We start from the raw sequence: 12,409 nt of genomic DNA, 5'->3' as shown, positions 1-12,409 counted from the left end.
GTTCAGGGTATCCGGTCCCGCGCACTCCCCGTCCGCGATCTCGGACCCACCGCCTTCTAAAACGCCCGTTCGCTCCGGCGATGACCCCTGATGTGGATCGCCTGCAGGATGCCGACCGCCGCCATGTTGGCGAACGTCGCGGTCCCGCCGTACGACACGAACGGCAGCGGCAGGCCCGTGATCGGCATGATGCCCACGGTCATGCCGATGTTGATGAAGCTCTGAAACGCGAGCCAGCACACGATGGTCCCGGCCACCAGCGTGCCGAACCTGTCCTCGCAGTCGCGCGCGATGCGAACGCCCCGCAGCAGCACCGCGCCGATGAGCGCCACCACCGTCACCGACCCCAGGAAGCCGAACTCCTCACCCGCCACCGTGAAGATGAAGTCGGTGTGCTGTTCGGGCACGAACCGGCCAGTGGTCTGACCACCCTCGAACAGCCCCTTCCCGAACAGCTCCCCGGAGCCGATCGCGATCATGGACTGTGTGCTGTTGTATCCGACTCCCCGGGGATCGGTGGAAGGGTCGAGAAACGCCGTGAACCGCGCGATCTGATAGGGCTCAAGCAGATCGAGGAACCACACGGCCGCCGCACCCGCCGCGGCCAGCAGGACGAGACCCGCGATCCACCGCTTGCGCACCCCGCCGAGGACCAGCGCCCCCATCAGGATCACCCCGAGCACCAGCGTGGTGCCGAGGTCCGGCTGGAGCATGACGAGCCCCATCATGAGCACCGCCGCGAGCAGCGCGAACACCACGTCCAGCGGCCTCGGCCGATCGGTGCCCTCGGCGGGCCTGGCGAAGAGCATCGCCAGGATCAGCACCAGCCCCAGCTTGGCGAACTCCGACGGCTGTACGGCGAAGCCGCCGCCCAGCATGATCCACGAATGAGAGCCGTTGATGGTCGAGCCGAGCGGTGTGATCACGACTACCAGACCGAGCAGGGTCACCAGGTAGATCAGCGGAGCATACGCCCGCAGCAGCCGGTGGTCCATCATCGCCACCAGGGCGAACAGCGCCCACCCGATGGCCAGGTTGAGCACGTGCTTCTTCACCAGCCCCGTCGCGCCGGGGGCCCACGTCCTGGTGGACGACCACACCAGCAGGGTGCCGATGACCGTCAGCGCGGCGACGGCGACCAGCAGCACGCCGTCGATCCGCCATACGGCCTCGGCGCGGTCGGCCAGAGTGCGCCTCTTGGCGAGCGCGGTGCGGTCGACCGCTCCGGCCGCGGGCCTGCTCACCGCGCCACCCTCCCGTCGGCCCCGATCACGGGGAGGACGTCGGCCGGCCGGCCCGCGGGCAGTGCCGCCTCATCGCGCGGCCCCTCCTGGCCCTGCCCGGGCCCGGCGGACGCGCCTGGGCCGGGGGTGGGGGTCGCCTTCGCAGTGATCCCGTAGATGCCCTCGTAGATCTCCCGGACCGCCGGAGCGGCGGTCGAACCGCCCATGCCGCCCTGGGACACCATGACCACCACCACGAAGCGCGGCTTCTCCGTGGGGGCGAAGGAGGCGAACCACGAGGTGTCCTGCTTGCCGTACACCTCAGCGGTGCCGGTCTTGCCTCCGATGCGCACCTGGTCCATGGGCCAGCCGCTGAACGCTCCGGCCGCCGTACCGTCGGAGGCGACCTCGCTCAGCGCCCGCCGAATGTAGGTGCGCTGCTCCACGGTGATCGGCAGTTTGCCGATCACGGGCGGGACGATCTCCTTCACCCGGGTGCCGTCGGGCCGGACCAGGGCCCAGCCGACCCTCGGGCTGCGCAGTTTGCCGTCGCCCGCGAGCGCCGCGTAGGCCGAGGCCAACTGGAGGGGGGTCACGAGCACGTCGCCCTGGCCGATGGAGAAGTTCGCCGCGTCACCGGGACGCAGCTGAAAGCCCTCCAGGCAGTTCTCGTAGGCCAGCCGCTTGAGGAAGGCGCCCCGGGTCGCGTCCTTCTTGGCCACCTCGGGATAGCCGGTCTTGGACCTCTTGCAGTTCTCGTCCTTGGTCGCTGCCCAGATCTGCCGCTTCCACTCACGGTCCGGGATGCGCCCGGCCGACTCCCCCGGCAGGTCGATGCCGGTGGGACGGCCGAACCCGAACGCCCGCGCGGTGTTGGCCATCGGCTCCTTCGTGCGCCCCTTCGGATTCAGGCCGCCGTCGCGCAGCCACTGCTCGTAGGCCGCCCGGTAGAAGATCGTGTCGCAGGATTTGACCAGCGCCGTGTGCAAGGTGAGCGTGCCCAGGCCGATGCCGCGGAAGTTGTTGAACGGACGGTCGCCCACCATGAACGACCCCGGGCACGAATACTGCCCTTTCAGCGGATAGCCGTCGCCGAGCATGGCCGCGACCGACGACACCTTGAACGTCGACCCCGGAGCGAACTCGCCCTTGATCGCGCGGGAGACCAGCGGCTTGCCCGACTTCTCCGACAGCAACCCCTGGTATTCCAGCTCTGAGATCCCGCCGCTCCAGATAGACGGGTCGTAACTCGGCGCGCTCGCCAGCGCCACCACCCGCCCGGTGCGCGCGTCCAGCACCACGCCCGCCGCGCCGTCGGCCTTCGGAGCGCGTTTCATCGCCCCCGCGAGGGCCTTCTCCACCACATGCTGCACCTTGGCGTCGATGCTGGTGATCAGCGTGTGGCCGCTGACCGAGGCCACCTGCTGCTCCACCCCGATGACCTTGCCGAGCCGGTCGACCTGCACGCGCCGTACGCCCGGTTTGCCCCGCAGTTCCTCGTCGTAGACGTATTCCAGCCCGTCCCTGCCCACAAGGTCCACACCCGAGAACGTGGACTTGAGGCCGTGCCGCTTATCGAGCTCCTCCTTGGTGACCGGCTGAAGGTAACCGAGCACCTGGGACGCCTCATGCTTGCCGGGATACTCGCGTACGGCCTGCACCTCCGCCGTCACCCCCGGAAACTCCTCCTGCCGCTCCAGGATCTGCAGCGCCTGCCGCGTCGTGACCGTCGCGTCGATGGGGATCGCCTGATAAGGCGACCCCGGCCAGCAGGGCCGCGTCACACCGGGACCGCAGGCGCGGATCCGCTGCTTCAACTCCGCCACCGGCTGACCGAGCACCCCCGACAGCTTCTTCAGCACCGCGGCCCCGCCGTCGCGCATCCGCACCAGCGCCGTCGGCTCCACCGACACCACAAGCGCCGTATGGTTGCGCACCAGCGGACGCCCCGCCGAGTCGAGGATCTGCCCGCGCACCGCCGGCACCATCACGTCGCGGGTGCGCGTCTCGGTCGCGGCGTTCACGAACTCGGCCCCGCGCACCACCTGCACCTGCCACAGCCTGACCGCGAGCACCGCCAGCATGGCCAGCACCAGCACATGCAGGATGAGCAACCTGCCCCACGCGCGCCTCATATACGGCTCCGCAGCGGCAGCGGGGCGGCACGCCCCTCGCGCACGGGCCGCGCACCGAGCATCCGCCGTACGACCCAGACCAGCAACGGCGCCGCGAGCAGCGTGTAGACGACGGTGAGGGGCAGCGTGGCCTCCAACCCTCCGAGCGACACCCTCGGGTCGCCGAGCAGGCCGCCCACCGCCGCCGCGATCAAGGGCCCCCCGACGACACAGGCCACCACGACGGGCACTCCCGCGCGCGGTGACCGTTCACTCAGACGGCCCGCTACGAACCCAACCAGACACATCACCAGCGCGTATTGCCCCACAGGATGGACAACCGGCGGAAGAAGGTCACTCAGCAATCCGGCGCAGAAACCGATCACCGCGCCGCTCGCCGCCCCCCGCACCATCGCGGCCGCCACCACGACCAGCAGCACCAGATCGGGTGCCGCACCTCCGGGAAGCGGCAGCAGGTTGATGACGGTGAGCTGCATCAGCAACGCCGTCAACAGTGCCACCGCGATCACAGAAGACCCCCCTCTCACCATGACCGGGACCCCGCTTCACCTCTTGCGATCGCGTTCGGCGGGCGCCGCCCCACGCGGATCCCGCTTCGGCGCCTCGACCACCACGCCGACGACGTTCAAAGCCGTCAGATCGGCATATGGCTTGGCGTATCCGATGCGTGTCAACTCCCCCGGGGTCGCCTCCACCCGCTCGATCACGCCGATCGGCACGCCGGGAATGTAAGGAGCCCCCCGATGCGACCCGAAGCTCACCACCCGGTCTCCGGGAGCCAGCGTCGCGGTCGCGTCCAGCAGTTTGAAGCGGACCAGACGCCCCTGCTCACCCACTCCTTGCACCACACCGATCTCGTTGCCCCGCTCCAGCCTCGCCCCCGCGGCCGACGCGGGGTCGCTCAACAGCACCACCGTGGACGTGCCCGAACCAGCCTGAACCACCCGGCCGACCAGGCCCTCGCCGTTCACCACCGTCATCTCCGGCCGCACGCCGTCCCGCGTGCCGACGTCGAGCTCCACGGCGTCCTCGAACCCCGGCAGCCCACGCCTGGCGATCACTTGCGCGGGAACCACCCGGTATCCCGCCGTTCCCGCGGTGCCTAGCAAACGCCGCAACTCCTCCGAACGGCCGCGGTCCAGCCTGTTGCCCGACAACTCCGTACGAAGCTTGGCGTTCTCCTCGCTGAGCCGTTCGATGCGCTCATGAGCCGACGGCGCGGAGGTCACCATGGAGACGAAATCACCGATGGGACGCACGACATGCGACATCGCAGTCTGAACGCCGCCGAAGGCCCACGAACCGATCTCGCGAAGCGTCGTGAGCGGCGATCCACCACGAGCGCGGTGGTCGACGGTGACGAGCACCAGCGCGGCGGCGAGCAGCAGCCCGAGAATCAGCCGTGCCCGGCGCGTGTCCCTCATCAGTGCCGCGGTTCCGGAACCAGCACCTGCTGCAGCGCCTCGAACTCCTCGACGCACTTGCCCGAGCCGAGCGCCACCGAGTCAAGGGCGTTGTCGACCAGATGGACGGGCATGCCCGTCTCATTGCGCAGCCGCTCGTCCATCCCCTTGAGCAGTGCGCCGCCGCCGGTCAGCGCGATGCCGCGGTCCATGAGGTCGCCCGACAGCTCGGGCGGGCACTTGTCGAGCGTGGTCTTGACCGCGTCGACGATCGCGTTGACCGGCTCCTCCGTCGCCTTGCGTATCTCATGGGCCGAGATCACGATCGTCTTCGGCAGGCCGCTCACCAGGTCACGCCCGCGGATCTCCGCGTGTGCCTCCTCCTCAAGCGGGCACGCCGAACCGATGGCCATCTTGATCTCCTCGGCCGTGCGCTCGCCCAGCATCAGGGAGTATTCCTTCTTGGCGAAGGAGATCACCGCTTGGTCGAGCTCGTCGCCTCCGACCCGCAACGACTGGCTCGTCACCACGCCGCCCATCGAGATGATGGCCACCTCGGTCGTGCCGCCGCCGATGTCCACCACCATGTTCCCGGTCGGTTCGTGCACCGGCAGGCCCGCGCCGATGGCGGCGGCCATCGGCTCCTCCACGATGTAAACCTTGCGGGCACCCGCCTGGTAGCCGGCCTCCTTCACCGCGCGTTGCTCCACACCGGTGATTCCACTGGGAACAGCGATGATGATGCGAGGTTTGGCGAAATGGCGGCGTTTATGCACTCGCTGTATGAAATAGCGGAGCATGCGTTCAGTGACGTCGAAATCGGCGATCACGCCGTCCTTGAGCGGACGCACGGCCACGATGTTGCCGGGAGTCCGGCCTATCATGCGCTTGGCCTCGATGCCCACCGCGACGATCTTGCCGGTCGCCGTGTTGATCGCCACGACGGACGGCTCGTTGAGCACGATTCCGCGCCCACGCACGTAGACCAACGTGTTGGCGGTACCGAGATCGACCGCCATGTCGCGGCCGAGAAAAGCGAGCTTGCTGCCCATGGGGAAGGAGGCCTTCCGTAACGTCGTTGGCGAATGATTACGGATCGCATCCGAATCGTAACGTGACGTACCCACCGATGAGCACAATGAGCCCTGCCGGTCGGGGAAAAACTTGTCGTCTCTCCCTCAACTCCTGTTTGCCCGGAATGCGGAGAGCCCCGTCATTCGACCATGACGGGGCTCAACATGCCAGGCGCCACACCGAGCGCCTCCACCCTCCGCAGGTGAAACCCAGGAGAGCGACGCGCTCAGAAGCGGTCCGGGAAGAAGATCTTGATCTCGCGCGCGGCCGAATCGGGCGAGTCGGAACCGTGGACGACGTTCTCGCCGATCTCCAGCGCGTGGTCGCCGCGGATCGTGCCGGGAGCGGCCTTCACGGGGTCGGTCGCACCCGCGAGAGCGCGGAACGCCTCGATGGCCCGCGGGCCCTCAAGCACCATCGCCACCAGCGGTCCCGACGTGATGAAGTCGACCAGCTCGCCGAAGAACGGCTTCTCGGCGTGCTCGGCGTAGTGCGCCTTGGCCGTCTCGGCGTCCAGCGTGCGCAGCTCCAGGGCCACGACCAAAAGCCCCTTGCGCTCGATGCGGGAGATCACGTCGCCGACGAGGCCGCGCTTCACACCATCGGGCTTGACCAGGACAAGAGTGCGCTCGGACACGGGAGGTTCTCCTTTTGAACAAGACGGAGCCGCGGAATGCGGTAAAGGACGCGCGAAGTTTACCGCCCCTGACCCGGCCCACCCTCCTTCTCCGCCGAGAGCCCCGGCTGACCGGTCCCCGCCGAGCTCCCGGGAACGCCCCCGGGAAGCGTGGGGCCGGCGGGTGCGGCACCGGGAAGCACGGCACCAGGGGGTACGGCACCGCCTCCCGCACCCGCAACCCCCGCTGAACCCGGGCCGCCGCTCGCGAAAAGGATGTCACGCTCGGTCAGACGCTCCGTCGAATCCGTGGCGGGACGCCCCCGCCTGTGTCCCTGCCTGTGTCCCTGTTCGTGTCCCTGCCCGTTCAGCGCCTCGAACGCCGCGCTGGGACCGCCGGCCACCAGGATGTCCTGCCCGGAACGCTCCCCAGCGCGCCGCGCCGACGCCTCCAGAGGCGCCGCGGTGGCCAGGTCGCGATTGACGAGCCGATCAGATGGGATGCCGTGACGTGCCGGGCTGTTGCCGACCAGCCCGTCCCGTTCCGCCCCGCCTGTCGCCGGAGACCATGCTCCACCGGCGCCGGGCAACGGGTTGAGGGGGGCCTGCGCCGGCTCATGCCGTACGGCGGGCGGGGCGGTCTGCGACGCGGTTTGCGGGGCGGTCTGCGATGCCGCGACCGGTGCGGGCAGCATGCCGTCAGGCACCGCAGGGGTGCCTGCCTCGCCGGCGAACGGTGCGCCTGACGCGGAGCGGCGGGACAGCGACGCGCCCAGGATGACGACCGCGATCACCAGGAAGCCCGCGACGAGCGCCCAGAGATGCACGGCTCCCACCAAGGCATCGACGATGCCCTGGGTGGACACGACATCGCGCAGGTGCGCCAGTTGAATGCCCGTGCCGAGCATGTAACCCGCGAGAAGCGAAGGGAAGCACAGGGAAAGCGCCCAGAGAGCCGACTGCAGGCCGACCACCCGCAAGGACGCCATCAAGGCGAGCGCCGCGCCGGCCGCGACCAGGGTCAGCGGCACCGTCATCGGCAGGCCGTCCTCCGCCGGAACCATGACCCGGACGGAGACGAGGCCCGCCACCAGCAGGAGCAGCCCGGACCATACGAGAGCGGGTGCGCGGTCCGCGGTGAGGCGGATGGCCACCACCGCCGCGACGACCGCGGCGGCCACGGCCACGGCGAAGGACATCCATAGCCCCGAGAGGCCGGGACCGCCGAGCCCTCGAAGCTCGACGCTCGTGACCTGGGCGGTCGTGGGCAGGATCACCGCTCCCACGGCGACCATGAGAAAAGCGGCCTGTCGGCGGTCGGCCAAGGAGGCCAGCACCAGGAACGCCACCAGCGACAGACCCGCCGTCACCAGAACGAGGTTCGCGGACCACCCGTAGGTCGTGCCGACCGCGAGACCTCCCACTGCCAGGGCGGGAAGCACGGCGACCAGCGGTCGCCCGCTCTTCGCGGTCTCAGCGGTCGCGGCCTCGGTCACTGCCTCGGTCGCGGGCCCGGCCTCGTCATCGGCTTGATCGGTGGCCGCCCGGCGGGGGCTCCGGAGCCACAGGATCAGATGAACCGCCGCCAAGGCGAGCGCCACCCCGGTGACCAGCGGATACGGCTGAAGAGTGACACGCCAGGAGGTGACGGCGTCGATCGGCCAGAGCGCCAACGCCTGCGCCGACACCAGACCGGTCGAAAGCGCAGCCACCCACACGACCTTCACGTAACCGGCGCACCCCCAGGCGGCGACGAGGCTCGCCGGGACCAGGAGGCCGGCCCCGAGCCCGTGGAGACCCCTCACGAGGCCCACAAGCAGGGTCGAGTCGGCGAATCCGCCCGCCGCGTCGGCCAGCGCCATCAGCGCCAGCCCGACCACCATGATCGGAGCTGGGCTCACCGCGCGCATCAGTGCGGCGACCAGCGGCACGGTCACGGCCATCACAGGCAGCGCGAGCCCATGGGCACGTAGCAGGGCGACACGCTCCACACCAGGCGGGAGCAGGGCGCTGACGAAAGATGCGGTGTTGGGGACTGTGACGATCGCCAGGGGCAGAGCAAGTGCGATGAGCAGCACCAGCACGACGTTGCTCACCGAGGAGGGAAGCACGCGCGATGGGCCCACAGCAGAAACAGCGACTGCCTGGCGCCGCTCGATTGGGGGGACGGCCATGTAGGCCGACTTTAGCGGGAAGTTACGCTCTCGACACGGCGAGCGACGATAATCGCAGTGATCCATAGAGCTGCGAAGATCGCTCCGAGAAAGAACATCGTCGAAACCAGGAATCCCGTCGCGATCGCCAGCACCTGGATCAAACTCCCCAAGACATAGGCGAAACGCCGCTTCAGCAGGCCCGCCGTGAGAACGCAGAGTACGGCGAGGCCGATGCCCACCGTCACCGCGAGCGCCGGCTCCACCCCACCGACGGAGATCGCCACCGGCGTGATGAGCCCCACGACGATCGCCTCCATCCCGAGCACGGAGGCACACAGGCGCCGCATACCGGGCGTGACGTCAAACTTCATCAAGCATCCGCTTTCAGCAGCATGCGGGCGTCGCCCGCGGTGACCACGGAACCGGTGATCAACAGCCCGGCCCCGCTGAACTCCCCGGCCTCGTCCACCAGCCCGATGCCCATGTCGATCGCATCGTCCAGCCGATCCGCCTTGCGCACCCGGTCGGCCCCGAAGACACCCTCCGCGATCGCGGCGAGCTCATCTGGATCCATCGACCTCGGTGAGGAGTTCCGCGTCACCACGATCTCCTCCACCATCGGTTCAAGCAGCTCGACCATAGTGGCGACGTCCTTGTCCGCCATCACGGCGAGAACGGCGACCAACCTGGTGAAACCAAAGGAATCCTGCACCGCCTCCAGCGACGCCTCCATGCCACCGGGGTTGTGCGCGGCGTCCACCAACACCGTCGGCCCCCGCCGTACGACCTCAAGGCGGCCCGGCGACGCCACCTCGGCGAAAGCGGACCGCACAAGCTCCTCGTCCAACGGCTCGTCCCCGCCCGTCAGCGCCTCCACAGCCGCCAGGGCACAGGCCGCGTTCGCCGCCTGGTGCGCGCCGTAGAGCGGGAGGAAAACCTCGTCGTAGACGCCCTTGAGCCCCTTCAGGTGCATCAGCTGGCCGCCGACCGCGAGCTCGAGGCCCAGCACCCCGAACTCGATGCCCTCCCGCGCCACCACGGCCCCCGTCTCGGCGGCCTTGTGCACCAGCACCTGCGCCGCGGGCAGCGGCTGCTGCGCCAGCACCACCGTCGCCCCCGGCTTGACGATGCCCGCCTTCTCCCCCGCGATCGTCTCCACGTCGGATCCGAGGTAATCCGTGTGATCGAGCGAGATCGGCGTCACCACCGCGACCAGGCCGTCGGCCACATTCGTCGCGTCCCAGGTGCCGCCCATCCCGGTCTCCACCACCGCGACGTCCACCGGAGCGTCGGCGAACGCCGCGAAGGCCATCGCGGTCAGGACCTCGAAGAAGGACAGCCGCACCCCGGCGGGGTCGGCGGCATCCGCCATCTCCACATATGGCTGGATGTCACGAAAGATCTCGACGAACCGCTCCTCCGAGATCGGAACGCCGTCGACACAGATCCGCTCACGCAGGCTCGCGAACTCAGGGCTCGTATAACGCCCCGTCCTCAGCCCCCGGGCCCGAAGCAGGGCCTCGACCATGCGGGCCGTACTCGACTTGCCATTCGTCCCGGCGATATGCACCACAGGGTAAGCCCGCTGTGGATCCGCCAGGATGTTCATGAGTCGGGTGATCCTATCGAGAGTGGGATCGATGTCCCACTCCACACCACGGCCTCTGATCTCTGCCTCGACAGCCGCGAGCTCCTGCACTGACATCACCAGAACAGCCTAGTGCGGTAGCAACCCGCCCCCACCCGGCCCTCCACGGACCGACGACCGGCGGCCCCCCAGCCCTCTCCTAACCCGACGATAGGCTCAATCGGTGACATTGGACCCAGTGTTCTTCGACGAGTGGCAGTCTCGCGCCGCAGGCGAACCCCGTAGCCAAGACCGCGCCCGCGCGCTGATCAAAGCCCTCGAACTCGACGCGGCAAGCACTCCGGTCCTCAGCGTGGTCGGCTCCAAAGGCAAAGGCACCACCGCGACATACGCCTCCGCCGTGCTCGCCGCCGCCGGCCTACGCGTCGTCACCATCACAAGCCCCGCCTTCCGCAGCAACCGCGAACGCATCCGCGTCAACGGCGCCGCCATCGACCACAGCACCTACGCAGCCCTCGCCCGGCACCTCGACGACGCCCGCCGCGCCCTCCCCGACCACACAAAAGAGTCCGGCTATCTCGCCCCGTCGGGCCTTTTCACCGTCGCCGGAGCTCTCCACGCCCAGCACATCCACGCCGATGCCCTCGTCATCGAAGCCGGCATGGGCGGCCGATCAGACGAGATCTTCCTTTTCCCTCCCACCATCGTCGCCATCACCGAGATCTTCGGTGAACACCTCGGCATACTCGGCGACAGCATCATCGAGATAGCCGAAGAAAAGGCCGGGATAATCGCCCCCCGCACCCAGGCCGTCATCACCGCCCCCCAAACCCCCGCCGTATTCAACGCCATCAAAGACACCGCCGACCAGTACGGCACCGCCACCCTCGACATGTTCACCCCCTGGGCCTCATCCCCCACCGGGCCGACATCCGGCCCCTCTGCCTTCCCTCCCTCGCCGGCGCACGACGCCCCAGCATTTCCCCCCGACCTCCTCCCACGTGGCTTCAGTCGCCTCAACGCCCTCCTGGGCCACGCAGCGGCCCTACGCCTCCTTACCCACCTTCATCTGCCGCCGCCCGAACCCAGCCGACTGGACAGCACACTCCGGACCGTGCGCCTCCCCGGACGCCTGTCCCTCCACGCCCTCGCCCCATCGCCCCCCGTCGGCACCGCGACCACGCACCTCCTCATCGACTCCGCCATCAACGAAGCCGGTGCCCTCTCCGCCCGCGGACACGCCCTGACCCAGTGGCCCGGCATCGACCACGTCCTCGTCTGCATGCCCGACCACAAAGACCTCGACGGAGTCATCTCCGCCCTCCACGGGCTCTCCGTCACCTACGTACGGCTGCCTTACAACCGCCTCCGCTTCACCCGGCCCCTGCCCCACAACTGGCAAACCATCGATGCAGCCGACCTCACCGTCGACCACATCGCCTCCCTCGGCCCCCACGTGCTCGCCCTGGGCACCGTCTACTTCGCCGGCACACTCCTCGACACCATCAACGCCCCCACCGAAGAACTCTTCACCCCACCCCGAACAACCCCCTGAACAACCCCCGCAGACAATAAGCGGCATCCCTTTCCTTGCCCCTGGAAGGCAGCACGCCCTGCTTGCATGCCCACCAAAAAGCGGCCCTATATCACCAGCATCGTCACACCAGAACAGTCGGCCAACATCTCCAAAACCAAAAAGACGGCCCAAAGCCACCCATCAACAAGAAACCCCGGAAACCAACCACCGCACAAACAAAAAAGGGGGCCACCCGGCCCCCACAAAACAAAACCAGAACCCCCCACACCCCGCCGGCAACCCCACACCCCACCGACAACACCAAAACAACAAAAAAAGGGGGGCCGCCCCACCCCGGGCAACCCCCCAAAACAAGAAAAGGGCCACCCCACACAGGATGGCCCCTCTCATATAAAATTGTCCGGCGGCGACCTACTCTCCCACACCCTCCCGAGTGCAGTACCATCGGCGCTGGAGACCTTAACTTCCGGGTTCGGAAAGTAACCGGGTGTTTCCCCTCCGCAAAAACCGCCGTAACCCCAACGACAACAACCAAAAGATTGCCGCCTCAGAATCACACAGTGGACGCGAGCAAAAACGCACAGCACACAGACTGCACAAAACCTTGCGGTCAAGTCCTCGGCCTATTAGTACCGGTCAGCTCCACACCTTACAATGCTTCCACACCCGGCCTATCA

The 12,409-nt window shown here is 68.3% G+C and carries 10 protein-coding genes and 1 rRNA gene; 1 reads left to right on the top strand and 10 read right to left on the bottom strand.

Features of this window, described 5'->3' with window-relative positions; genetic code table 11:
• Positions 1 to 56 precede the first annotated feature (56 nt).
• The 9 genes from rodA to BLQ73_RS27850 all read right to left on the bottom strand — a co-directional run bounded on the left by rodA (position 57) and on the right by BLQ73_RS27850 (position 10,312).
• On the bottom strand, positions 57 to 1,244 hold the full coding sequence (gene rodA / locus BLQ73_RS27890) for a rod shape-determining protein RodA (RefSeq protein ID WP_338056663.1): 1,188 nt from the start codon (positions 1,242 to 1,244) through the stop codon (positions 57 to 59).
• Positions 1,241 to 3,358 (bottom strand): penicillin-binding protein 2, encoded by a 2,118-nt coding sequence (mrdA, locus tag BLQ73_RS27885; protein WP_093175170.1) that lies wholly within the window; start codon positions 3,356 to 3,358, stop codon positions 1,241 to 1,243. The genes rodA and mrdA overlap by 4 nt, the downstream gene beginning before the upstream one ends.
• On the bottom strand, positions 3,355 to 3,867 hold the full coding sequence (gene mreD, locus BLQ73_RS27880) for a rod shape-determining protein MreD (protein ID WP_245691500.1): 513 nt from the start codon (positions 3,865 to 3,867) through the stop codon (positions 3,355 to 3,357). The genes mrdA and mreD overlap by 4 nt, the downstream gene beginning before the upstream one ends.
• A gap of 36 nt (positions 3,868 to 3,903) precedes the next feature.
• A complete protein-coding gene (gene mreC / locus BLQ73_RS27875) occupies positions 3,904 to 4,782 on the bottom strand; it encodes a rod shape-determining protein MreC (RefSeq protein WP_093175165.1) in 879 nt (292 codons plus the stop codon).
• Entirely contained in the window at positions 4,782 to 5,813 is a 1,032-nt protein-coding gene (locus BLQ73_RS27870) for a rod shape-determining protein (RefSeq protein WP_093175163.1), read from the bottom strand. The genes mreC and BLQ73_RS27870 overlap by 1 nt, the downstream gene beginning before the upstream one ends.
• A 248-nt stretch (positions 5,814 to 6,061) precedes the next feature.
• Positions 6,062 to 6,472: a nucleoside-diphosphate kinase gene (ndk, locus tag BLQ73_RS27865; protein ID WP_093175160.1), complete on the bottom strand. Its 411-nt coding sequence runs from the start codon at positions 6,470 to 6,472 to the stop codon at positions 6,062 to 6,064.
• Positions 6,473 to 6,531: 59 nt separating this feature from the next.
• Positions 6,532 to 8,625, bottom strand: coding sequence for a hypothetical protein (locus tag BLQ73_RS27860; RefSeq protein ID WP_143020477.1), 2,094 nt, complete (start codon positions 8,623 to 8,625; stop codon positions 6,532 to 6,534).
• An 11-nt stretch (positions 8,626 to 8,636) separates the two neighbouring features.
• The gene (locus BLQ73_RS27855) at positions 8,637 to 8,978 is read right to left on the bottom strand and encodes a DUF4233 domain-containing protein (RefSeq protein WP_093175155.1); all 342 of its coding nucleotides are present in this window, start codon (positions 8,976 to 8,978) and stop codon (positions 8,637 to 8,639) included.
• Positions 8,978 to 10,312: a bifunctional folylpolyglutamate synthase/dihydrofolate synthase gene (locus tag BLQ73_RS27850; protein WP_093175153.1), complete on the bottom strand. Its 1,335-nt coding sequence runs from the start codon at positions 10,310 to 10,312 to the stop codon at positions 8,978 to 8,980. Before BLQ73_RS27850 ends, BLQ73_RS27855 begins: the two co-directional genes overlap by 1 nt.
• Positions 10,313 to 10,418: 106 nt before the next feature.
• On the opposite strand from BLQ73_RS27850, the gene BLQ73_RS27845 reads away from it, so the two are divergent.
• Positions 10,419 to 11,750 (top strand): folylpolyglutamate synthase/dihydrofolate synthase family protein, encoded by a 1,332-nt coding sequence (locus BLQ73_RS27845; protein ID WP_093175150.1) that lies wholly within the window; start codon positions 10,419 to 10,421, stop codon positions 11,748 to 11,750.
• A gap of 380 nt (positions 11,751 to 12,130) precedes the next feature.
• On the opposite strand, the gene rrf is transcribed toward BLQ73_RS27845, so the two are convergent.
• Positions 12,131 to 12,247, bottom strand: a 5S ribosomal RNA gene (gene rrf / locus BLQ73_RS27840).
• Between the last annotated feature and the right edge of the window lie 162 nt (positions 12,248 to 12,409).

Origin of the sequence: Sinosporangium album (genome assembly GCF_900100605.1) — a bacterium.
GTDB lineage: Bacteria > Actinomycetota > Actinomycetes > Streptosporangiales > Streptosporangiaceae > Sinosporangium > Sinosporangium album.
Note: the sequence above shows the minus strand (reverse complement) of the source record. Positions and strands in the feature narration are given on the sequence as shown.